At 54.2% G+C, this 24,440-nt stretch carries 16 protein-coding genes; 6 read left to right on the top strand and 10 right to left on the bottom strand.

Translation table 11 applies throughout. The features are described from left to right. The first annotated feature begins 469 nt into the window (after positions 1–469). The gene (locus tag SK34_RS25105) at positions 470–4,897 is read left to right on the top strand and encodes an autotransporter outer membrane beta-barrel domain-containing protein (protein WP_048233250.1); all 4,428 of its coding nucleotides are present in this window, start codon (positions 470–472) and stop codon (positions 4,895–4,897) included. A gap of 44 nt (positions 4,898–4,941) precedes the next feature. Here the strand turns inward: SK34_RS25105 and entH are convergent, their stop codons facing one another. From entH to entC, 5 genes are read right to left on the bottom strand one after another with little or no spacing between them, the layout of a single operon-like run. Then, positions 4,942–5,355, bottom strand: a complete 414-nt coding sequence (gene entH, locus SK34_RS13550) for a proofreading thioesterase EntH (protein ID WP_003022055.1) — start codon at positions 5,353–5,355, stop codon at positions 4,942–4,944. 2 nt (positions 5,356–5,357) lie between these two features. After that, positions 5,358–6,113 (bottom strand): 2,3-dihydro-2,3-dihydroxybenzoate dehydrogenase EntA, encoded by a 756-nt coding sequence (entA, locus tag SK34_RS13545; RefSeq protein WP_048233249.1) that lies wholly within the window; start codon positions 6,111–6,113, stop codon positions 5,358–5,360. Next, entirely contained in the window at positions 6,113–6,970 is an 858-nt protein-coding gene (locus tag SK34_RS13540) for an isochorismatase (protein ID WP_003022045.1), read from the bottom strand. The genes entA and SK34_RS13540 overlap by 1 nt, the downstream gene beginning before the upstream one ends. A gap of 13 nt (positions 6,971–6,983) precedes the next feature. Further along, entirely contained in the window at positions 6,984–8,594 is a 1,611-nt protein-coding gene (entE, locus tag SK34_RS13535) for a (2,3-dihydroxybenzoyl)adenylate synthase EntE (protein ID WP_003022042.1), read from the bottom strand. A gap of 31 nt (positions 8,595–8,625) precedes the next feature. Next, positions 8,626–9,801: an isochorismate synthase EntC gene (gene entC / locus SK34_RS13530; protein WP_048233247.1), complete on the bottom strand. Its 1,176-nt coding sequence runs from the start codon at positions 9,799–9,801 to the stop codon at positions 8,626–8,628. Positions 9,802–9,988: 187 nt separating this feature from the next. On the opposite strand from entC, the gene fepB reads away from it, so the two are divergent. Beyond that, positions 9,989–10,945 carry a Fe2+-enterobactin ABC transporter substrate-binding protein gene (gene fepB / locus SK34_RS13525; RefSeq protein WP_003835643.1) on the top strand — a complete coding sequence of 319 codons (957 nt, stop codon included), beginning with the start codon at positions 9,989–9,991 and terminating at the stop codon, positions 10,943–10,945. A 61-nt stretch (positions 10,946–11,006) separates the two neighbouring features. On the opposite strand, the gene entS is transcribed toward fepB, so the two are convergent. Further along, positions 11,007–12,242 (bottom strand): enterobactin transporter EntS, encoded by a 1,236-nt coding sequence (entS, locus tag SK34_RS13520; RefSeq protein ID WP_048233246.1) that lies wholly within the window; start codon positions 12,240–12,242, stop codon positions 11,007–11,009. A 109-nt stretch (positions 12,243–12,351) separates the two neighbouring features. Here entS and fepD point away from each other — a divergent pair, with 109 nt between their 5' ends. From fepD to fepC, 3 genes are read left to right on the top strand one after another with little or no spacing between them, the layout of a single operon-like run. Continuing rightward, entirely contained in the window at positions 12,352–13,359 is a 1,008-nt protein-coding gene (gene fepD / locus SK34_RS13515) for a Fe(3+)-siderophore ABC transporter permease (RefSeq protein ID WP_003835646.1), read from the top strand. Continuing rightward, positions 13,356–14,348 carry an iron-enterobactin ABC transporter permease gene (gene fepG / locus SK34_RS13510; protein WP_003022026.1) on the top strand — a complete coding sequence of 331 codons (993 nt, stop codon included), beginning with the start codon at positions 13,356–13,358 and terminating at the stop codon, positions 14,346–14,348. The genes fepD and fepG overlap by 4 nt, the downstream gene beginning before the upstream one ends. Beyond that, positions 14,345–15,142 carry an iron-enterobactin ABC transporter ATP-binding protein gene (gene fepC, locus SK34_RS13505; protein ID WP_003022023.1) on the top strand — a complete coding sequence of 266 codons (798 nt, stop codon included), beginning with the start codon at positions 14,345–14,347 and terminating at the stop codon, positions 15,140–15,142. Before fepG ends, fepC begins: the two co-directional genes overlap by 4 nt. A 46-nt stretch (positions 15,143–15,188) precedes the next feature. Here fepC and wzz(fepE) read toward each other — a convergent pair whose 3' ends face one another. The 4 genes from wzz(fepE) to fes all read right to left on the bottom strand — a co-directional run bounded on the left by wzz(fepE) (position 15,189) and on the right by fes (position 21,904). Beyond that, positions 15,189–16,322 (bottom strand): LPS O-antigen length regulator Wzz(fepE), encoded by a 1,134-nt coding sequence (wzz(fepE), locus tag SK34_RS13500; protein WP_003022021.1) that lies wholly within the window; start codon positions 16,320–16,322, stop codon positions 15,189–15,191. 228 nt (positions 16,323–16,550) lie between these two features. Then, entirely contained in the window at positions 16,551–20,441 is a 3,891-nt protein-coding gene (gene entF, locus SK34_RS13495) for an enterobactin non-ribosomal peptide synthetase EntF (RefSeq protein WP_048233244.1), read from the bottom strand. Continuing rightward, complete coding sequence (locus tag SK34_RS13490; RefSeq protein ID WP_003022015.1) at positions 20,438–20,656, bottom strand: MbtH family protein; 219 nt, start codon at positions 20,654–20,656, stop codon at positions 20,438–20,440. Before SK34_RS13490 ends, entF begins: the two co-directional genes overlap by 4 nt. A gap of 30 nt (positions 20,657–20,686) precedes the next feature. Next, on the bottom strand, positions 20,687–21,904 hold the full coding sequence (gene fes / locus SK34_RS13485) for an enterochelin esterase (protein WP_075262640.1): 1,218 nt from the start codon (positions 21,902–21,904) through the stop codon (positions 20,687–20,689). Between the two features lie 253 nt (positions 21,905–22,157). Here fes and SK34_RS13480 point away from each other — a divergent pair, with 253 nt between their 5' ends. Continuing rightward, positions 22,158–24,431 carry a TonB-dependent siderophore receptor gene (locus SK34_RS13480; RefSeq protein ID WP_048233242.1) on the top strand — a complete coding sequence of 758 codons (2,274 nt, stop codon included), beginning with the start codon at positions 22,158–22,160 and terminating at the stop codon, positions 24,429–24,431. The last annotated feature ends 9 nt before the right edge of the window (positions 24,432–24,440 follow it).

Genomic DNA, 24,440 nt, shown 5'->3' with positions numbered 1-24,440 from the left:
AACTGGATCACCTTTGCTACAACTATAACTGAAACAATTACGTTACTTATGCGGCTGGGCCAGCGTTTTGCTTGCCCAAGAGGCCAATTACAGAATTCATCATCAACATAGATACATTTACAGTAAATTATAATTATTTAGCATTTCATCACTCTGGCGATGTGCCCTTATTTTAAAATCATAAGTAGCAACATCCTTAATTATAAAACCATTAATAATCTTAGGATATTCTCATTTTTTATACATGGAGTGCTTTTATTAATCCTGATGAAAAAATCAGACATCAAAAGCTACCTTTAGCGATACCCCCTACCTATAATCCAAAGAAACATTGATTAAGTGAAATCACATAAAAATATCACCACCACCTTCTGACATATATTTCAAAAGCATACATAGAAACATCCAAAATCATTTTACGCAGAATGTTATTCATTAATAGTGGCATAATTTTATAAGGATATAAATAATGAATAAATGCTATCGCATTGTCTGGAATATCGCGCGAAACATGTTCATCGTCGTGTCAGAACGCTCTCGTGGAGATAACCGGGTACGAACCACCGTTGCCGGGGTGCTTTTATCAACCGTCGGCATCATGACCAGCGCCGCCCTTGCCGCAGATAAAGGGCCACAGAGCGGAGAAACCATCATCCTGAACAATGGTGACACTATAACGTCATTATCAGGAGAGACGGGTATCGATAGCACCGTGACTGGTGGTCAAGGAGTGCAAATTGAGGGTAAGGCATCAATTAACGTTACGGGGGATAGCGGTTCAATCGGCGTTAAACTCGATAACGGTGTAATAAATGATTTAGGAAACGATACACAGATTAACGTAACCGATACCGGTTCAACCACCACAAGCTCAACAAATGGTGTTTACATTAGTAAAGTAAATCCAGGTACTCGCATCGATGCCAACAATCTATTAATTAACGTTGCCAGTAACAACACCGCCTATGGTGTTTATATTCACGGTATGGATTCATCTCTCGACTTCGGGCAAGGAAGCAAAATCAACGTTGAATCCCTGAGCGGAAATAGCACCGGTGTCTTTTTCTATGATGGCGGTAATACATTCACCATGGATGGCGGTTCCATTCATGTAACCTCCAACTCCGCCGGTAAAGCGACGGGTATCGATACCTCCAGGGCAGAGAAAACCACGCTCAATCTGGGAGACAACACCCACATAGAAATCAACAGTGGTACCGAGAGAGGCAGTGGTCTCTATTTCGGCAAAGATACAACGCTCAACGCGAACGGCCTGGTTATTGATGTCACAACGTTAGACTCAGCAAATACTGTGATGATTTATGGAATCCAGACAGGGTCAAACAACCATATTAATCTGGGTGAAGGCAGTAAGATAACGCTCTCCACTCCAGGTGGAACGGCCTATGGATTGACGTCAGGAAGGGGAAGTCAGATCGCTGCTAATAACCTGACGATCGATGTATCCACTACCTCTACAGGACACACAAGTGGCCGCGGCGCAGACATCTCAGGCAACATCGACTTTGGCCACGATTCGACCATAACAGTGGCAGGCTTTTCCGAAGGATATGGTCTGTTTGTCGGAGATTATTCGGCGACAAAAAAAGAAGACGTCACTGCCGCAGCACATGCCGAAAACCTGACAATTGAAGTGACCGGCGGCAAAACCGAAGGTATCCGTATAGAGGGAGGTCTGGTAGATCTCGGTTCCGGCAGTTCCATCAGCGCCACCGGAACGGCATCAACTATTTACCTCACTGGCCGAGGATACGGGGAACTTGACGCGGATAACCTGACGGTAAAAACAGCGCAAGGAACAGCGATAACAGCCCAAAGTAGCATGTATGCCACCGTCGTTAATATTGGTGAAGGCAGTACGATCGACGGACGAAGCGACACCGCCAAAACGTACGGGCTGGTAGCCAACACATCTTTTTCTGACCCATCAACGATCAATTTCAACGGTTCTCAGGATAATCGAAACACAATTTATGCCTCGGGAGGCTATGGCGCATCAGCACAATTTAGTGGCTCAACTATTAATATCTCCAATACCGACATCATTATGAACGGAGCCAATTCCTACGGGCTTTCGGCTATAGGCGATAACAGTTTTACCCGCGCAGGCATTATTAATGCCAGCAACATGAACATCGACATGACAGGAGCCAGCAACGCTTCTGGCGTTATGGTTCAACAGGGCGGCATCGTCAATCTGAGTGGTGACACAACGATTAAAACCAACGACGATGGAATCGCTATCTGGGTACCTAAAGTGTCGTCCGGCAGCAATATATTGCCCGGTGGCACCATCAACGGTACGGGAAAAATGACGATTATCGGCGACATCGTTAACAGCGGCTGGGGATATATCAATCTGACAATGGATGCGGGATCTTATTTTGAGGGCGCAACATCCATCAATCACGACTTTAACACCCGGGGCCTGGACTCTGAGCTTAACCTTACGCTCGCCGATCAAGGAAAATGGCTAGTTACTGACAGTTCAACCCTGACATCGCTGGACAATGCGGGTACCGTAGAACTGGCAGCCGACAGCACATTACATGCTAATAGCCTGACGTTGCAGGAAAGTAGCATCCTGAATGTTGATCTTAGCGCAGCAGCCCTCGCCAGCGCCAATAGCGCACCATTGATTACCGGGGGTGAGATTGCGTTAGGCGGTGATTTACATATCAGTAATAGCGGCAACGCGCTGGATATCGGCACACTCACCTCTGACGCTCAATTACAAGACATTGAAGCCATTACGTTGATTGATACAGACTCTTCAATCACCGGAGATTTTGCCAGCTTATCAACGGATACTGACTCAATGCCGGATTACCTGTCAGTATTCGGGCAAATCAGCGCCACAGATAACACCCAATACCAATTGGGTGTTGGCCTGAACTGGTATGCCGGACAGTCTGGCTCCGTCGCCACCCCTGCTCACGGCACATTCACCCTCGATGGCGGCAAGCAGTTTACTGTCAATAGCCAACTGGAAGACGTCGCATCAGACACGCGCAGCGGTTGGGACGGTAAGAGCCTGACCAAAAAAGGAGAAGGCACACTCACTCTGACGTCGAATAACACCTATAGCGGTACCACCGCCGTGCAGGAGGGGACGTTATGGCTAACAGAGACAGGCGTTATTGGCGCCGCAGGCAGTCAGCAGTATGTCACTATCGGGAAGGGTTCAACCTTAGGTGGCAATGGCACCGTTAACGGCAACGTGGACAACGCTGGAACATTACGCTTTGGCGATAATACTGCCGCCCAAAGCAGTTTTATCATAAACGGTAATGTCACTAACAAGGGCAGTATCGCAAGCTCCGGGACGACGCCGGGCAATACATTGACTATTAACGGCAACTACACCGGCAATGGCGGTAACCTGACACTCAATACTTATTTAGGCGACGATAGCTCGCCGACCGATGAACTGATTGTATCGGGTGACGTGGACGGTAAAACCACGCTGTACATCAACCAGGCTGGAGGAGAAGGCGCATTCACCGACCAGGGTATTGAAATTGTGAATGTTGGCGGTACATCAACAGATGATGCTTTCTCGCTGGGCAATCGGGTCCTGATTGGGCCGTACGAATATCGCTTATACGAAGATAATGAAAATTGGTATTTGCGCTCACAGGCGGAGGCACCCGATGACGGGGGAGATATTACTCCTGTCGATCCTGACGACGATGGCAGTGACGTAACCCCCGTCGACCCCGATGACGGCGGCAGCGACGTAACCCCCGTCGATCCCGACGACAGCGGCGGCGACGTAACCCCCGTCGATCCCGACGACGGCGGCAGCGACGTAACCCCTGTCGACCCCGATGACGGCGGCAGCGACGTAACCCCTGTCGACCCCGACGATGGCGGCAGCGACGTAACCCCTGTCGACCCCGACGACGGCGGCAGCGACGGTAAACCATCAAATCCACAATACCGTGCCGATATCGGCGCTTATCTGGGGAATCAGTGGCTGGCTCGCGAGCTACAAATGCAAACGCTTTTCGACCGTGAGGATAGCCAGTATCGTTCACATGAAGGTGACTTATGGCTACGTGTAAAAGGTGGAAACACGGACTCTACTGCTGCGGATGGAAATGTCGACATGGACAGCGATTACGTCCGGTTCCAACTTGGCGGGGATATCGCCACCTGGAACAACGGTCAGCAAAGTCTGACGCTGGGACTCATGGGAAGCTATATCAATGGCAGTACAGATAGCACAGGAAACCGCGGCGCAGATGGCAGTCAGTTTTCAGCCACCGGAGATATCGACGGCTACAATTTGGGCGTTTACGCAACCTGGTATGCTGATGCTATGCGTCATCGTGGCTGGTATGTCGACAGTTGGTATCAATATGGTTTCTACGATAATAGCGTTGAAAACGGTGATGCAGGAACAACACATTACGACTCAACCGCCAACGCGCTCTCTCTGGAAAGCGGCTATCGATATACGATGGACTTCGCCAGTAACCAATCGTTAAGTCTGATACCGCAATTACAAGTTGTCTGGCAGAGCTACAAAGCGGACAGCGTGCAAGCACACAATACGCGTATTGACGGTCAAAATAGCGAAAACTGGACCACTCGCCTCGGTCTTCGCGTCGAGGGTTCGTCACCGACAACCAATGCGATTCTTCAGCCATTCGCCGAAGTCAACTGGCTACATATGACCGATGATATGGCGGTATCCTTTGATAACTCAGCGGTAAACCTGGATCTTCCCGCCGATCGCGCTGAAATAAAACTCGGGATCCAGGCCGCTATCAACAATCAATGGAACATTAGCGCGCAGGCAACAGGGCAGAAAGGAAACAACGATTTCAGCGATCTCAGTGGCAGCGTTAACCTGCACTATAGCTGGTAATCTACACAAAAACGCGTCTGGTATGCTCAGACGCGTTTTATCTTTCACCCCATAACCGCCGTGCCTAAACGGCAGGTGCAGCAGCGTCGTCCCTGCTCATCAAAGATGACGATTTCCCAGCTTTGATTTTGACGCCCAAGATGCAACGGCTGACAAACGCCGCGTACTTTCCCCTGCGATACCGCCCGATGATGCGTGGCGTTTAGTTCCGTCCCCACCACACACTGCCCGTCGCGCGTCATCAGATAACCCGCCATCGAACCCAACGTTTCCGCCAGGGCCGCCGACGCGCCGCCATGCAGCAGGCCAAACGGCTGATGCGTTCGGCTATCCACCGGCATTTCGGCTTCCAGCACATCATCACCCAGTCGTGTATAGACCATTCCCAGATGCGCCACCATCGTGTTCTGACTGGTGGCATTGAGTTCATCCAGCGTCAAATGACGTTTCCAGATCATCGTCATGCCCCCAGCGTGGAACCGCCGTCCACCACGATATCCTGTAATGTAATGTGGCTGGCCAGATCGGAAGCGAGGAATAAAATAGTGTTGGTGATCTCTTGCGGCCGGGCGATTTTCCCCAACGGAATCCCAAGCTTAAACTGCTCGCCAAATCCACGAATGCGCTGTTGCTCCGCGTCATCGCTGACCCACAGCGTACGCTGCATGTCGGTATCGGTCGACCCCGGAGAAACCACGTTACAACGCACACCGCTGCCTGCCAGTTCAAGTCCGACGGTCAGAGCCAGGCTTTTCAAGGCGGCCTTTGACGCACCGTAAGCACTCATGCCGATACGCGGCGTGTGCGCCGCATCCGACGCGACGGTCACGATCGCCCCGCCCTGCTGGCGACGAAACTGCACCATCGTCTGCTGAAACAGATTGAACGCCCCGCCAACGTTAACCGCAAACGTCTGCTGCCACTCCTCAGCGCTTAGCGCATCGGTGGCACCCATACGCAAAATACCTGCGGCATTGACCAACACATCCAAACGCTCGCGCGCTTTGAGGACGCGCTGGCACACCTCAGCTACCTGTCCGGCATTCGCCACATCCAGCACTTCGGTCGTAAACGGGTAGTTATCCTGAGGAAATTCGCGATCGAATCCAGTCACCTCAGCACCTGCATTCGCAAACGCCAGCGCCGTGGTGTAGCCAATCCCTTTTCCCGCCCCGGTTACCCAGACGGTTTTCCCGGCAAAATCAAATCCGGCCATTACTTCACCTCGCGGGAGAGCAGAGCCCACCATGCGTCAATGGTCGGTTTTTTCGCCAGCATCACGAAATCAATATCACCATGAACCTTACGCCAGCGCGCCGCCAGCGCCATCATGCGCACGGAATCCAGCCCATAGTCGATCAGGTTTTCGTCATCCATCGGCTCTTCAGACTCATCCAGCAGCGGCAGAATAACGCTGCGCAACGCATCTTTACTGGCCGGAACCGGCGTCGGTAATAATTCCTGGGTCATAACCACACGCCCGGAACGTCCCGCCACGTATTTCAGCGACATCAAGTGTTCGTCACGGCTAAAGTCTGCCAGCGCATCGGCAACCATAAACGGCTTGATGTCACGCATGAAAGCGTCCGTTGCGGTGGTCATACAGCCAATATGCGCATACACCCCGGTAATGATCAGTTGATTACGCCCGGTTTCCTTGAGCATCTGTTCCAGCGGGGAGCGATGAAATGCGCTATAACGCCATTTCACCAGAATGGTATCCGCTTCATCCGGCGCCAGCGCCTCAACAATCTTTTGTTGTTCCGGCGAACGCGTCAGGCCCGGTCCCCACATATCATTGAGCAGAGCGCGGTCTTCATCACTCTGCTCTTTCGGTTGAGCGGTGTAATACACCGGAATATTATGCTCTTTGCAGTACTGGCGCAGCGCGGCGATGTTCGCGACGACCTGCTCCATCATCGGACAGTTATCGCCCCAAAAGCCGATAAAATAATCCTGCATGTCGTGGATCAGCAGCGCGGCGCGTTCAGGGTCAAATGCCCAGTCGACTTTGTTCACCGGAACATCAAGCGCCGTTGGTAGCGCATAAGCCTGCAGTTTAGGAATTGCCATTTCTATTTCTCCTTCAGGCCAGTGAACGTGATGCCAGCCACTGACGTAATTGTTTTTTATCTACCTTCCCCACTGGAGTCAGCGGTAATGACTCAACGCACTCAACACGATCGGGTAATTTGAATTCCGCCACACCCTGTTCGCGCAGAAAACGGCGCACCTGAACCGCGCGCAGCGGCTCTTTTACCACTAGCCAGGCACAGCTTTTCTCGCCCATCAGTTCGTCATCCATACTGACCAGCGCGGCATGGATAACCATTGGATGGCGCAGCAGCAGGTTTTCAATCTCTTCAGCAGCGATCTTCTCCCCGCCTCGGTTGATCTGATCCTTTTCGCGTCCCTGAACGGTGATGTAGCCATCCGGGTCGATAGCGATCAGATCGCCGGAACAGTAAAAGCCGTTGGCGTCAAAGGCGCTGGCATTATGCTCAGGGCTTTTGAAATAACCACGGAAGGTGTACGGACCACGTGTCATCAGGCGTCCGGTCTCTCCCTGGGCTAAGGGGTTGCCGTCAGCGTCTGCTACCCAGACTTCATCATCAGGACACATCGGGCGACCCTGGGTATTGATGATGCGCTCAGGACTGTCGTCCAGACGGGTGTAGTTCACCAGCCCTTCAGCCATGCCGAAGACCTGCTGCAACTGGCAGCCAATCTCAGCCGGAATACGCGCCGCAAGCGTGGCGGAAAGTCTCGCTCCACCGACCTGTAGCAGTTTCAGCGAAGCCAATTGCGCATTACTGCCCCACTCCGCAATCGCCTGCAACCACAGGCTCACCGCAGGTGGCACCAGCGCCGTGACGTTAACCTGATGCTGTTCAATCAGCGGGAAACACAGGGTAGCGCTCGGGTCGGCCGCCAGCACGACGGTTCCACCCGCAAGGAACACGCCCAGCGCGCCTGGCGAACTCATGGCGTAGTTATGCGCCGCCGGGATTGCGCATAAATAACGCGTTTCCCCGGTGAAGCGGCAAATCTCATTGCTGCGACGCACGCTGTAGTAGTAATCGTTATGAGTGCGAGGAATCAGCTTTGGCGTCCCGGTCGTCCCGCCGGAAAGCTGGAAGTACGCCACCTCATCAGCGGGCGATGGTGTAGCAGTAAAATCAGTCGCAGGTTGGCTTATCGCCGTTTGCAGATTGTGTTCACCTTCGTCGTTGTGCAGTTGCACCACGCGCACTGAATTGTGTTCGGCCACAAAAGCGTTTAGAAAATCGTCCCCGCTAAACAGCGTATGCTGGCGATCGGCAATCAGCAGCGCCGGTTCAATCTGTTTGGCATAGGCGTTGAGTTCGTTACGCTGATGGCTGAACAGGGCCAGCACCGGAGCTACGCCCAGCTTGAGTAACGCAAAGAAGGTGATATATAGCTCAGCCACATTGCCCAGTTGTACCAGCGCGGTTTCACCGGGTTTAATCCCTTGGCGACGCAAACTGCAGGCTAGATTGTCAGCGGCATGATTCAGCTGGCGATAGCTCAGATGGCGTTCACCATCAATAACCGCCGTATGGTCGCTGTCGGCGTGACGGGTCAGAATGTCGGTCAGCGGCAAATCCTGCCAGTAACCTTTTTCACGATACCTGCGGGCAAACTCTTCCGGCCAGCGGGTGAATGGAATACTCATTATTGCTCCTTAAAACCAGTCCACAAGGCTCTTAATGCAGTCCAAAAACATTCAACATCGTGGAGAGCTTGGCCCCCGTTTCACGCCATTCCGCAACCGGGGAAGAGGCTGGAACAATTCCTGCTCCGGCAAAGAAACGCACCTGATTGCGCAACAGCTTCGCACAGCGGATCGTCACCACCCACTCACCGTTACCTTCGGCATCACACCAGCCGACAATACCGCCGAACAGTTCGCGATCGAACGGCTCCAGCTCGGCGATAAGCTTGCGCGCAACCTGATGTGGGAAGCCACTCAGCGCAGGCGTCGGGTGCAACAGGCACGCCAGCGTCAGGGCGTTTTCCTGCGCGTTGGCTTTACCTTCAAACGGCGTGCCGAGGTGCCAGAGCGTCGGCGTAGTAACCAGCTGCGGAGAAGAAGGCAGTTGCAGTTCACGGCTGCGATCGCGCAATACCGTTTTCATCGCTTGCGTCACCAGTTCGTGCTCATGGCGGTCCTTCTCAGATGCCAGCAGGCGGATCCCTGCTTCGCGATCCAGCACATCATCAGGCTGACGACGTGCAGAGCCCGCCAGCGGCAGAGAACTGAAACGCTCGCCTTCTTTGCGCAGAAGCAATTCCGGGCTGGCACCAATCAATACGCCGCCGTCTTCAATCGGCACATGGAAGTTGTAGCTCGCTGGATTTTGCGCCACCAGACGCTCCAGCAGCGCACCACTGTCAATGTTGGCATCGGTGGTGATATCGATCAGGCGTGACAACACCACTTTGTCGACTTCCGGAGTAGACGTCAGCGCAGCCGCCCGGGCGACCATATCTTCAAAAAAGTCCTGTTCCGGGATCGATTTACGTTCCACGACGTTCAGCGACTGATGCGCGTTAAAATAACGTGATGACTGCTGCTTCGCCGTACGAGAAAAGCTCTGCCACGATTGGGGAATAAACAGCGATGATGGCTGGCGGGTGTCAAAAGGGATCGCCCCGACCATGATGGGGTTCGCAATGCCCTGCGATTTGGCATCAGCAAACAGTGAGAGCATTTTCTGTTGGAAAGGGCTGTCTGGCGAGTCGCCATCAATTGCCGGTTCCGCATAGCGGGCGAAGCATCCTGACGTCGTAAAACTACGGTACGGCGACATAAAGAAAAAACTGTCGGGAGCGAGCGTCGGCATAGTCTGCGTTTTTTCCTCGGCCAGTGACGTATCCATATCATCCTCCAAAAATGATAAAGGCTCTAATAATGATTATCATTTATATTTTCGGTCGCTAACCTAAAAGTAAAGCGGCGGTATGTCAACTCTTGTGGTAGCACAATGTGCGACTTTGGCTTGCATCCTTGCTCGCTAACAATGAAAATGAGAAGCATTACTTATACTGATAACAGGAAGCTGATTCGTGAGTCTCCCCTCTTTTTGCCGCACCGTGCTCTTACTGGCAGGTTTATCTCTTTCAGGAATTTCTTCAGGTCACGCCGCCGACTGGCCGCGTCAGGTTACTGACAGCCGCGGCACGCATACGCTGGAGCATAAACCGCAGCGAATTGTCTCCACCAGCGTGACCCTCACCGGTTCGCTGCTAGCGATTGATGCCCCGGTCATCGCCAGCGGTGCCACTACGCCGAACAATCGCATCGGCGATGCGCAGGGCTTTTTACGCCAGTGGAGCGAAGTGGCAAAAGAACGCAAACTGAGCCGCCTGTATATCGGCGAACCGAGCGCCGAGGCCGTCGCAGCTCAAATGCCGGATTTGATTCTGGTAAGCGCCACCGGGGGCGATTCTGCCCTCGCGCTGTACGATCAGCTGTCCACCATTGCGCCAACGCTCATCATTAATTACGACGATAAAAGCTGGCAGTCGCTGCTGACCCAGTTAGGTGAAATTACCGGTCAGGAGCAACAGGCTGCTGCGCGTATTGCCGAGTTTGATAAGCAACTACAGGCAGTTAAGCAACGTATTACTCTGCCACCACAGCCGGTCAGCGCGCTGGTATATACCGCCGCGGCGCACAGCGCCAACCTGTGGACGCCTGAGTCAGCGCAAGGCAAGCTGATGGAGCAGTTAGGGTTCACGCTGGCAACGCTGCCTGCCAACTTGCATACCAGCCAGAGTCAGGGCAAACGCCACGATATCATCCAGCTTGGCGGTGAGAACCTGGCGGCAGGCCTGAACGGCGAAGCGCTGTTCCTGTTTGCTGGCGACAGCAAAGATGCCGATGCTATTTACGCTAATCCGCTTCTGGCGCATCTGCCAGCCGTGCAAAATAAACGTGTTTATGCCCTGGGTACGGAAACCTTCCGTCTCGACTACTACAGCGCAATGCTGCTGCTGCAACGTCTGTCGGCTCTGTTTTAATTGCCAGCGCCGGATGCGGCTAACGCCTTATCCGGCCTACAATCCGTAGAGCACAACGCAATCAGACATTCACGGGGACTTGCCGGAATCGGCGCACTTCTCCCAACAACAGCAGCAGTAAAAGACCGACAATCACCAGCCCAAACCCACTCACGCTTGCCGAAGCAACTGGCGTCATCATCGCGCCCAGACCACCTAACAACGCCGCGCCAATCGCATCGCCGGTGACGTTCTGTGCGGTCCACAAACCATTAATTCGCCCGAGCATCGCTTCCGGCGTCTGCGTCTGTAACAGGGTGTACTGCAACAACGAACTGACCGCACTTAGCCAGCCAAACAGCGCCAGGCAAATAACCCCAAGCTGCCAAATGGGCATCAAGCCAAACAGACCGATAGCCAGAAATGAAGCCACGGTCGATGCCAGCATGATCAGTCCCGGACGAAGACTGTGCGCCAGTTGTCCGCTGGTCAATGCACCCACGGCTGCCCCCAGCGGAATAGCCGCATACAGCAGGCCAATTTGCGCACTCGACATGTGCCAGTTAATCGCCAACGCCGGATACAGCACGCGCACGGCGCTCGCCATGGTTAACAGACCACCGAGCAGTGCAATACCGCCAATCAGCGGGCTGGCAAGCAGAAAGCGGAATGCTGCCAGCAGCGATTTCAGCGGATGCTCACGCGGCTGCGGCGGAGGCGGCAACGCGGGAAGACTCAGCAACGGTAGTAAGGTAATGAAGGTTCCCGCCGCCGCCAGTCCGTAGTTCCAGGCCACGCCGCCGGTCGCGAGCAACACCCCGCCAAGCATCGGTGAAATTACCGATCCCAGACGCACCGTCAGCATGGTAATCGCCCCGGCCTGCATCAGATTCTCCCGCCCGACCAGCGCTGGCGTCGCTGCCAGCAAAGCAGTCACACCCAGCGAAGCAAAGAAACCGTCCCATAAGCCAAGCAGATAAATTGCCAGTAACGACGGTTCGGGAAGTAACGCATTCAAACACAGGCCAATAAAGCCAATGCCACAGGTACCACGCGCAAGCAGGATCACTTTTTTACGCTCATAGCGGTCAGCCAGCACACCGCCCACCATCAGGCCAATAAACATTGCACTGCCGGTCAGCGTCACCGACAAACCGACCTGCCAGGTCGACTGGGTCATCATCTGGATTTGTACCGGAACCGCTACGCCGAGTAGCCCCAGAGAGACAATGGAAATAAAACGGGCGAGGAAGACTGCACGAAATGCAGGGTGGGTCTTTAACAGGCTGAGATTGAGCAGCCATGATTGTCGATTCATTACAGAGCCTTACCAGGTACTTTTTCAATATCCATTCGATGGCTGCACATGCTAACATATCCAAATAAGATCGATAACGATAATTACTATCATTATCAGGGAAGTTGATATGTCATGCTCTGTTTCCGCGACACGCGCCTTCGCCGTGCCCGGACTATTGTTATTACTTGTTCTGACCACGGTATTAAGTCTGGTTATTGGCGCCAAGTCGCTACCTGCCTCCGTGGTGCTGGATGCGCTCACCGGCAGTTGTCAAAGCGCTGATTGCACCATCGTGCTTGACGCGCGACTCCCACGCACGCTGGCGGGGCTGCTCGCCGGTGGTGCGCTGGGCCTGGCTGGCGCATTAATGCAAACGCTCACGCGTAATCCTCTCGCCGATCCCGGCATTCTGGGCGTCAACTCCGGTGCCAGCTTCGCTATTGTGCTGGGCGCCGCGCTGTTCGGCTTTTCCTCTGCGCAAGAGCAACTGCTGATGGCCTTTTGCGGTGCGCTGGCTGCGTCGCTTATCGTAGCTTTTACCGGTAGTCAGGGCGGTGGGCAGTTAAGCCCGGTACGTTTGACGCTGGCGGGCGTTGCCCTGGGCGCGGTGCTGGAAGGATTATCCACCGGCATCGCCCTGCTCAACCCGGACGTTTACGATCAGTTGCGTTTCTGGCAAGCTGGCTCACTGGATATCCGCAGCCTGCAAACGCTGAAGGTTGTATTGGTACCAGTACTGATTGCCGCGGCTGTCGCACTGTTCCTCAGTCGCGCCCTGAATAGCCTGAGCCTCGGGAGCGACACAGCTACCGCGCTTGGTAGTAAAGTCGCTCGCACACAGTTTATTGGCCTGCTGGTGATTACCGTACTGTGCGGCAGCGCGACCGCGATTGTCGGTCCTATCGCCTTTATCGGCCTGATGATACCTCACATGGCGCGCTGGCTGGTGGGGGCGGATCACCGCTGGTCACTGCCCGTCACCCTGCTGGCAACCCCTTCTCTGTTACTGATTGCCGATATCATCGGTCGCCTGATTGTTCCCGGCGAGCTGCGCGTGTCGGTGGTCAGCGCTTTCATCGGCGCGCCGGTGCTTATCTTTCTGGTACGCCGTAAATCGCGCGGGGGTGGCGCATGATGCACCTCTCCCGCCGCCTGATAATCAGCAGCCTACTGCTGGTTGCAGGTTGTCTCGTCATTGGTTTATGGAGCCTGCGTAGCGGCGTTGTTACGCTGGAAACCCAGCAAATTATTGCCGCCCTGCTCGGCGATGCGCCGCGCAGTATTACCCTGGTGGTGACCGAATGGCGTTTGCCACGCGTGCTCATGGCGCTATTGATTGGCGCAGCGCTCGGCGTGAGCGGCGCAATATTCCAGTCGCTGATGCGTAACCCGCTGGGTAGCCCGGATGTGATGGGCTTTAATACCGGTGCCTGGAGCGGTGTGCTGGTGGCAATGGTGCTGTTCGGACAGCATCTTACCGCGATCGCGCTGGCGGCCATGCTCGGTGGGATCCTGACTTCTCTGGTGGTCTGGGCGCTCGCCTGGCGCAATGGGATCGACACCTTCCGGCTAATTATTATTGGTATCGGCATACGCGCCATGCTGGTGGCGTTCAACACCTGGCTACTGCTGAAAGCATCATTAGAAACCGCGCTAACGGCCGGACTGTGGAACGCTGGATCGCTCAATGGCCTGACCTGGGCCAAAACCTGGCCGTCTGCCCCGCTGATTATCATCATGCTGGTATGCGCCACATTGCTGGTACGCCGGATGCGCTTACTGGAAATGGGTGATGACAGCGCCTGTGCGCTTGGTGTCAGCGTTGAGCGCTCGCGTCTGATGATGATGCTGGTTGCGGTTGTACTGACCGCTGCCGCCACCGCGCTGGCGGGTCCTATCTCGTTTATTGCCCTTGTCGCGCCGCATATCGCGCGACGTATAAGCGGCACATCGCGCTGGGGATTAACCCTGTCAGCGCTGTGCGGCGCGTTGCTGCTGCTGATGGCGGATTTATGCGCCCAACAGCTGTTTATGCCTTATCAGCTTCCGGTGGGCGTTGTCACCGTAAGCCTCGGCGGTATTTATCTTATCGTCTTGTTAATTCAGGAGTCCCGCAAAAAATGACCGAATCAGTAGCCCGTTTGCGTGGCGACCAGCTAACGCTGGGTTATGGCAAGTTTACCGTGGCGGAAAACCTCAATGTGTCGATTCCCGACGGTCACTTCACCGCGATTATCGGGCCAAATGGCTGCGGGAAATCGACATTGCTGCGCACGCTTAGTCGCCTGATGACGCCCGCGAACGGCAAGGTCTGGCTTGACGGCGAACATATTCAACACTATGCCAGCAAGGAAGTCGCCCGAAGAATAGGTTTGCTGGCGCAAAACGCCACCACGCCGGGAGATATTACGGTACAGGAGCTGGTTGCCCGCGGGCGCTATCCGCACCAGCCACTGTTTACCCGCTGGCGGCAAGAGGATGAAATTGCGGTCTCAAACGCCATGCAGGCGACGGGTATCACCCACCTGGCATCACAAAGTGTGGATACCCTTTCCGGCGGACAACGTCAACGTGCATGGATTGCGATGGTGCTGGCGCAGGAAACGTCGATTATGCTGCTTGATGAACCCACCACCTGGCTGGATATCAGTCATCAGATCGATCTGCTGGAACTGCTGAGTGAGTTAAACCGGGAAAAAGGCTACACGCTGGCCGCCGTTTTGCACGACCTGAATCAGGCCTGTCGCTATGCGACGCATCTGATTGCGCTGCGAGACGGAAAAATTATTGCCGAGGGTGCACCGAAGGAGATCGTCACCGCACAGCTTATTGAAAAAATCTATGGACTGCGCTGTATGATTATCGACGATCCAGTTGCCGGAACGCCGTTAGTAGTGCCGCTTGGACGCAGCAAATAACACGCGTTATCGTAAGGCGGCTGGCTTGCCGCCATACGACAATTCATCACACCAGTTGCTGATCAATAAACGTCATTTTTTGCTTACGCGACACCATAGCATAGTTCAGCAAAACGCCACCACACGCCACCATTCCACCCAGTAATGCGGCCAGAATAACGATCATTGATTTAGCCGGGCCATCTTTTTTCACCGGCAGCGAAGGCGTAAGTTGATATTTAAACGGTGTGAATTTTACGTCGCTCACATTCATCGCTAACAGTTGCTCAACGTGATACTGCCGATTACGTAATTCACCGTTAATTTCAGCAACATCCGTTACTGATTTTTCTATTTCTAATTTACGTTCGATGCCGTCAGCACCCAGTGAAATAGAGAAATCGGGGTCATCCTTCACCGCCTGACCATTACTGTAGACCGGCTTTTTAATCCCGGCGGCATTGGCAATCTCCAGCGAGTAGTTCAGTCGCTGGATATTTGCTTCCAGCTGGTTCTTGAGCCTGACGCGATCCATCTCCAGCCTTTCTTTCTCGAAGCTGGTTTTGATCGACAGTTTATTGCGAATATCTTCCAGCGTTTCTTTCACTACAATATCAGAAATATACTGGATATATCCCTTCAGCACAGACTGAGCTTCTTCGGCATGAGGTGCGGTAAAACTCAGCGTCCATGCGGTATACAGCGAAGTTTCGTTCTTCTTACCCAGGTTAGTATCAACCGCTTTCATTTTCTCACTAAGCCTGACAATTGCCTGATGCAACTCCATTTCGTCGATATCAGCGCCTTTCAATTGATCCATCACGTAAGGTGAAGAGCGCAGATATTCTTCTAACAATGAAGGCGACTGGAATTTTTTGATAAACAGGTTAAACACATCACCACGGCTAACGCTAATATCCATATCCAGCACGCGCAATTTGGTCAACGTATTCTCGAGACTCTGCCACTGAACCGGTTCTGCGGGGGTCACGATTGCCTGACTGGTCCATTTTTGCGGAAGCAGGAAAGATACCAGAATACCCGCACAAGCAAAGGCGAAAACGGTCGCTATAATTTTCGTTCTTGCTCGCCATAAGATTTCGATTAGGTTCACTAAATCGATTTCATTTGCGTTTGCCGCTGGCTGAGGATAGCCAGTAAATTCCGAAACGTTATCTTGCTTAATATTTAATGATGACATGTTGCGTGACCTGAAAACTTTCCTAAAAGAAAAACATTCCTGTGGGAGAAGTCTACCAGCTAGTCAGAATTATCCGAAACACTCTTTGCGCTTGTCGCCCTACCAAAAATTATATTCGGAATTTATTCACCCCTTTCATCACCTTGCACCGCACAAAAACAACAACCCCACAACATATTCTTTACATTGTAGAGCTGTTCGATCACCGCGATTGCAATATTCGTCTTGTTAAACAGATTTATTAATCAGCGTATTTATTACAGGTCCTATCGCCTCAAACGCGGTGGGGGAAATAATATCAACATGCGCGCAGTCGTGGCGGTAAACATCCAGACTGGATATCCACGGGGCCCAGCTACGTTCAGGGCTGACACCCGGCACTAAGGTACGCTCAGCAACGAACAGCGTGGCGTGACCTGCAAACGGCACGCTGTGCGCCGTGGTGAGCAGGCGAACCGCATCGGCGTAGTTGCCTTCGATCGCGTTAAATAAGGCCTCTGACGCATTCCCCTGCTGCGCCGCCAGAAAGGCTTCGCGTTCACGCTCGATCTCCGCCAGCACCGCTGGATCCAGCCCATTGGCCTCTTTTTCTTGCCAGTTTTGCGTCTCTGGCGGCCAGGTATCCAACAGACCGAGGAATGCAACCGTCTCTCCTCTGGCATGTAAGCGCGCGGCGATCCCCTGTGCCAGCGTGCCGCCCAGCGAATAACCTAATAAATAGTAAGGTCCGTGAGGTTGTTGACTGAGCAGCGTTGCCAGGTGATGTTCGCATACCGAGTCGAGATTTTCCGCCGTTTGCATCGGGCCATCCGGTCGTGGCGACTGAATACCCATAATCGACCACTGAGGGCTGAGATAACGCGACAGCACGCTAAACTGCCAGGCAAAACCCGACGCCGGATGGAAGCAGAACAACGTTGGGCCGTGACTTTCACGCAGTGGCAATAGCGTCTCGAATCCCAGACGCTGCGACTGTTCATCATCATTGCTCTCCAGCAATGCGCTCAGTTGTTCCACGGTGGAAGCCACCATAATCTGCCCGGGCGTCACCTGACGCTCAAAAATGCGGCTCAACTGCGCTGCCAGCTTCATCGCCAGCAGCGAATGCCCACCAAGCGCAAAGAAATCAGCCTCTACATCATTCACCTCACAATCCAGCAAGGCCGCAAAAGACTGCGCGATGGTGGTCTCAGTCCCTGCTCGCGGTGCGCGCCCGGAAACACGCGACGTCAACTGCGGCATCGGTAGCGCTTTACGATCCAGTTTACCGTTCGCGCTAAGCGGCAACTCCGCCAGTTGTAACAATACCGTCGGTACCATGTGCGCCGGCAGTTTTTCGCGCAGACGTTCCCGCAACACAGCCGTATCCAGCGGCAAACCCGATTGCGACACCAGATACCCCACAAGTTGACGCGCATCGCCGCCTGTCGCCGCAGCCTGGTTGAATACGCAGGCATGGGCAACGGCATGCTCGACATCAGGCAACTGCTGCATCACCCGGTCAATCTCGCCGAGCTCAATGCGCTGTCCACGAATTTTAAGCTGGTCATCGCTGCGCCCGAGGTATTCCACCGCGCCATTTTCCAGCCAGCGCGCCACATCTCCGGTACGGTACATACGTTCACCGACGTTAAACGGATCGGCGATAAAGCGGCTCGCCGTCAGATCCGGACGCCCCAGATAGCCTTGCGCCAGTTGGATCCCCGTCAGATACAGGTCACCCGCTACGCCGAAAGGCACCGGGCGCATCATGGCATCCAGAATGCGTAAACCGGTATTCCATACCGGATAGCCAATCGGTACGCTGTTGCCGGTTACGGCAGCGAGATCTTCTCCCCAGGCCGGATACCAGCTCACATCGACCGCAGCTTCCGTTGGTCCGTACAAATTGTGCAGTGGCGCATGAGTCAACTGCTCCCACTCACGGCATAAATCGGCTGGCAAGGCTTCGCCGCTGCAAAATACCCGTTTCAGAGAGGCACAACTCTCCCGCGCGGTTTCCGGCGTCAGTGAAGCGACAAAAGCGGCCAACATAGAGGGGACAAAGTGCGTGGTCGTCACCCCATAACGGGCAAAGAACTGTTGCATCGCCAGCGGATCGCGGTGCGCTTCAGGTTCTGCCATGACCAGTTTTGCCCCGGCAATAAACGGCCAGAAAAACTCCCATACCGAGACGTCAAAACTGCATGGCGTTTTTTGCGCCACCACATCATCTGCGGTCAGCGGATAGTGATTTTGCATCCACAGCAGACGGTTAACGATGGCGGTTTGCCCAACCATCACCCCTTTTGGTCTACCGGTAGAACCGGAAGTAAAAATGATATAGGCCGTATGATTGGGTTGAGATAGCGCCAACGGAGCAGCATCTTCTGCTGGCAGCGGCGAGTCATAGCAGAGACTTTCCAGCCCTGGGATATCGCTAAAACGCGCCAGTTGCTCTTCAGTCGCTATCAACAATTTTGGCTTCGCGTCTTCGAGCATCATCCGCAGGCGATCGTCCGGGTATCCGGTATCCAACGGCAGCCAGGCAGCTCCGGCTTCCACAATACCGTGCAGCGCCAGCGTCAGGAACACAGAACGCGGTAATGCCACAGCTACGCTGTCGCCAGGACGGACGCCGCGTTCGCGCAGAAGGCTCGCCAGCGCCACGACCTGCTGGCGCATTTCGCGATAGTTAAACTGATAACGGGCATCGGCCAGCGCCGGGACATCCGGCGTTTTATCGGCCTGCTGTGTCACCAGTGCGCTAAGCGTAGTGAACGGGATCTCCACGGTCGTGTCGTTAATCTTCGCCAGCCGCTCATGTTCTGTAGGCAACAGCATCCCGGCGTCGCCGCAGCATAGCGACGGATTGTCAGCAAACTGCTCGATAAGCCCGATTAAACGCGAGGCATGCTGCGCCAGCGTTTCTGCATCGTAGCGCTGTTTATTGGCCAGGATTTCAATACTCAGCCCGCCGTTTTCATCCGGGAACAACGCCAGTTCAAGATCGTTCACCGGTCCTGTCGCCAGCGTATGAGTTTGCGCCTGAACGCCGGGAATATTCAGATGATAGTCGAATATTTTCACATTCAGCACCGGGCCAAACAGCGGCTCTGCACCGGCTGCACGCCCGCTGTCGCGAACGATTTGTTCGGCATCATAACGTTGATGCCGACGCATTTTCTTCAACTGCCCGGCCAGTCGTTGTGCAAGCGCAGGCAAGCTTTCTGCCGCATCCAGCCTCACACCAAATGGCAGAACGTTTAAAACCGGTCCAGTGGACGTCAACGCCGCCGAGCCCATGCGCCGCATAAAGATAAACCCGGCGGCATAATCCATTCGGCTGCATAAACGTCCCAGCCACAATGCCACCAGTGCGAGAGCCAGATCCGCAGGCTGAACGTCAGGCATGCGTGCCGCAAGCCGGCGAAACGCTCCTTCAGGCGCGGTTAACTTCATGCGAATAATATCCGCGCTGGCCGAGCGTCCCGGCAACGGATTGTTCGACAGCGAAGCAGGAGGTGGCAGTTGCTTTCGCTGCTCGCGCCAGAAGGCGCCGTCGCGTTGCCAGGCATCACTTTGACGGTACTGTTGATACTCTTCCACCACCTCGGCGAACGGCGTAAAAGGCGAGTCTGGCGTAGACTCGCCATCTAGCCATGCGCGATAGATTGCGGCTATCTGGCGGGTAATAGCCGGGAAGCTGAAGCCATCGACCAGCAAATGATGGTAACGCTGATACCAATACCAGCGTTTATCTCCCACCTGTAAAAGCTGGTGAAAAACCAGCGGCTTATTGCCGTCAGCACGTATGTCCTGCTGCAGGTCTGCCTGCATCAACGCACGCGCCGCCTCATGTGGGTTGGATTTTTCGCGCAGATCGATGATTTCGGGTTGCGCAAAAGTGAGCGCAGGATCCACCCATTGCCAGACCTCGCCGTTATCTTCGCTAAACTGCATTCGCAAGGTATCGGCCTGCTCCAGGCCCGCCACAACCGCTTTCGCCAGCAACAACGCATCCAGTTCACCGGTTAATTCTACGTAGTGCGCCACGCTCCACGCCGAGGGCAATGTGGAGAGTTTTTCCGCCATCCAGATCCCCGGCTGAGCCGCCACTAACGGTAAACGCTGAGTCATGGAGCCTCCTGCATATCGACATAGTTCGCGGGCGTCAGCGTGGTCCAGTTTGCATCCAGCCATTGCTGGCAGGCTTCCTGGGATTGGGGTTCGCAAGCAATTTGCCAACCAGCAGGAAGTGAACACTGCTGCGGCCAAAGGCTAAACTGACGTTGGGGATTTTGCAGAATGTAAAACTGGCCCTGCGGATTATCGAAGGGGTTACTGAATTCCATACTCAACTCCTGTCGTGGAACGTCGTCCGGTTAAATCGTGTCGGTAAGCGGTTGCCAGAGCGTCATTAGCCCTTGCATCAGACCGCCGCGCCAGCAAAGCGCATCGTGTCCACCATCAACCTGACGCCAGAAAATAGACTGTGGTGCAGAAGGTAACTGGGCATATAACGCCTGATTAGCGCGATAAATAATGGGCTCGCGGATCCCCGCTTCCAGGACAATACGCAGTCCCTGAGCGCTGATGGTCCCGGTCTTCAGTTGCTCGACGATCGCTCCGTCCTGACCACCACCACGATGCGGCCACCAGTAAGAGCCCGACTGGCTAAGAACACAGCCAAAGCGCGCGGGCCAGTTCAGCCCGGCATACAGCGATGACAACCCGCCAAAACTTTGTCCGGCGACCACAGTACGCTGCGGATCGTCACTGAATGCGGTCGTCGTCTTCACCAGCGGCAACAGCTCCTCTTGTACCGCCAACCAAAAATCCGCGTTACACGGCAGTTCGCGGCTACGGTGAGTCGTGTCGATGGCATCAATCAGGAGATAAACGGCAGGAGGAAGGTGTCCACGATGCGTAAGTGAAGTTAGCGCAGGCCAGACCGGCATACTCTGTGCCCAAAACTGCCCATCCAGCATGATAGCCAGCGGACGAGATTCCGCTTGGGCCTCACCGGTGGTAAATACCCATACGCGACGCGTATTACCAAGCCTTGCGCTACGCCATTGCAGGCAAACTGCGGGTGAATCGGGGTTTTCAGGTCGATCCCATCCGGGCTGTACGGGCGCCTCCGGCATTTCCAGCGCAGACACCGCATGACCGCGACCGCCCTGCCAGCTCTGCGGATTAAGGGGATCGGCAATGGCCTGCGGCAGCAATTGCCGCCAGCCTTCACGCAGTGCGCTTCGGTCAGGCGCTGCGCCCACCGCCAGCGAGGAAAAGATATCGTTTCGTGTTGTCGGGATAAAACAGTAGCTGCCGCGCCAGTTGGCGCTGAGAGAAACACGCCAGCACCAAACATTTGTTCCATCAATGCGTTGCATCGACTGAGGGGTAGCGTTTTGATGATGATCGGTGACGCCAGTGATATAGACCCACACGCGATGAATGGCTGACTCTTTCTCCGTTCCCTGCGGGTCACGCCACCAGAAGGTTACCCGATAATTTCCGTTGTCTTCACGCTCCCACTCCGGGCCTTTTTTTGACTGCCACCACGCCTCGCTTCCCATCTTTAACGTCGTCACCGCCATAACCCCATGTTTATTGTGAAATTTTATGATCTAGCGTGAAATATATCGATAATATTATTGATAACTATTTGCATTTGCAATAGCGTATTGTCGCGCTGTGGGAAGCGCGCACAGTTTTTCACCACTTATAAACCGACCTGGCGCTGCGTACTTTTTCTGGAATGGATAGTTTACGCAGATGCGGGCGACATCAGACCAAATGCCGCACCGAGGCACATTGGTACTCGTGGCTAAAAGAACAGCAGGACATACAATGAACAACAAGATTCATTCACTGGCCTTATTGGTCAATTTAGGGATTTACGGGGTAGCCCTGCCAGCAATGGCAGAAGATCAAACCGATAGCGTAGCTGTCTCTCATGAAGACACCATCGTCGTTACCGCCGCCCAGCAGAACCTACAGGCGCCGGGCGTTTCAACCATTACCGCTGATGAAATTCGTAAGAACCCTCCCGCTCGCGATGTGTCGGAAATCATCCGTACCATGCCTGGCGTTAACCTGACCGGTAACTCAACCAGCGGTCAGCGCGGCAACAACCGCCAGATCGATATTCGCGGCATGGGGCCAGAAAACACCCTGATTTTGATCGACGGTAAACCGGTTACCAGCCGCAACTCTGTGCGTCAGGGCTGGCGCGGCGAGCGTGATACCCGCGGCGATACCGCCTGGGTTCCACCGGAAATGATTGAGCGTATTGAAGTGCTGCGCGGTCCTGCCGCGGCACGCTATGGCAATGGCGCAGCTGGCGGCGTGGTGAATATCATCACCAAAAAAGGCAGCAATGAATGGCACGGTTCCTGGGATACCTATTTCAACGCCCCGGAACACAAAGACGAAGGATCGACCAAGCGCACCAACTTTAGCCTGAATGGTCCAATGGGTGGGGATTTCAGCTTCCGCCTGTACGGTAATCTCGATAAAACCCAGGCCGACGCATGGGACATCAACCAGGGTCATCAGTCAGAACGTACCGGCACTTACGCCAACACCTTACCGGCCGGTCGTGAAGGTGTGATCAACAAAGACATTAACGGCGTGGTCCGCTGGGATTTCGCCCCACTCCAGTCACTTGAACTGGAAGCAGGTTATAGCCGTCAGGGCAACCTGTATGCGGGCGACACTCAAAACACTAACACCAACCAACTAGTGAAAGATAACTACGGGAAAGAGACCAACCGTCTTTACCGCCAGAACTACTCTCTGACCTGGAATGGCGGCTGGGATAACGGCGTCACTACCAGCAACTGGGTACAGTACGAACATACACGTAACTCCCGTACGCCTGAAGGTCTGGCGGGCGGTACTGAGGGTATCTTCGACCCGAATGCGTCACAAAAATATCTCGACGCCGACCTGAGTGACGTCATGCTGCACAGTGAAGTCAGCATTCCGTTAGATCTGCTGGTCAACCAAAATCTGACGCTCGGTACTGAGTGGAACCAGCAACGCATGAAGGACATGTTGTCCAATTCACAGACCTTTATGGGCGGTGATATTCCAGGTTCGAGCAGTACCAACCGTAGCCCGTACTCAGACGCGGAGATTTTCTCTCTGTTTGCTGAAAACAACATGGAACTGACCGACAGCACCATGTTGACGCCGGGTCTGCGTTTCGACCACCACAGCATCGTTGGCGACAACTGGAGCCCATCTCTGAACCTGTCCCAGGGTCTGGGTGATGACTTCACGCTGAAGATGGGGATTGCGCGAGCCTATAAAGCACCAAGCCTGTACCAGCTCAACCCGAACTACATTCTGTACAGCAAAGGCCAGGGTTGCTACGCCACCGGTTCAGCGACGGGCATTGGTTGCTACATGATGGGCAACGATGACCTGAAGGCCGAAACCAGTATCAACAAAGAGATTGGTCTTGAGTTCAAACGTGACGGCTGGCTGGCCGGGGTAACCTGGTTCCGTAACGATTACCGCAACAAGATTGAAGCGGGTACGGTACCGTTCGACAGAACGTCTATCACCAGCAAAGGGAAGACGACTTACACTGATATCTATCAGTGGGAAAACATTCCTAAAGCAGTGGTTGAGGGTCTGGAAGGTACGTTGAACGTACCGGTTAGCGAAACCGTTAACTGGACCAACAACATTACCTACATGCTGCAAAGTAAGAATAAAGAGACCGGCGAGCGCTTGTCGATTATTCCTGAATACACGCTGAACTCAACGCTGAGCTGGCAGGCGCGTGAAGATTTATCGCTGCAGTCAACCTTCACCTGGTACGGTAAACAGCAGCCGAAGAAATACGATTACCAGGGTAAACCGGTAACCGGTAGTTCGGCGAGTGAAGTCAGCCCGTACAGCATCGTCGGCCTGAGCGCGACCTGGGATGTGACGAAAAATGTCAGCCTGACTGGCGGCGTGGATAACGTCTTCGACAAACGTCTGTGGCGTGAAGGCAATGCCCAGACCACGGGCGATATTGTAACCGGGAACTATATGGCGGGCGCTGGCGCGCACACCTATAACGAACCGGGCCGGACGTGGTTCATGAGCGTTAACACGCACTTCTGATAACGTTTC

Origin of the sequence: Citrobacter sp. MGH104, assembly GCF_001034485.1 — a bacterium.
GTDB classification, from domain to species: Bacteria; Pseudomonadota; Gammaproteobacteria; order Enterobacterales; family Enterobacteriaceae; genus Citrobacter; species Citrobacter freundii.
Note: the sequence above shows the minus strand (reverse complement) of the source record. Positions and strands in the feature narration are given on the sequence as shown.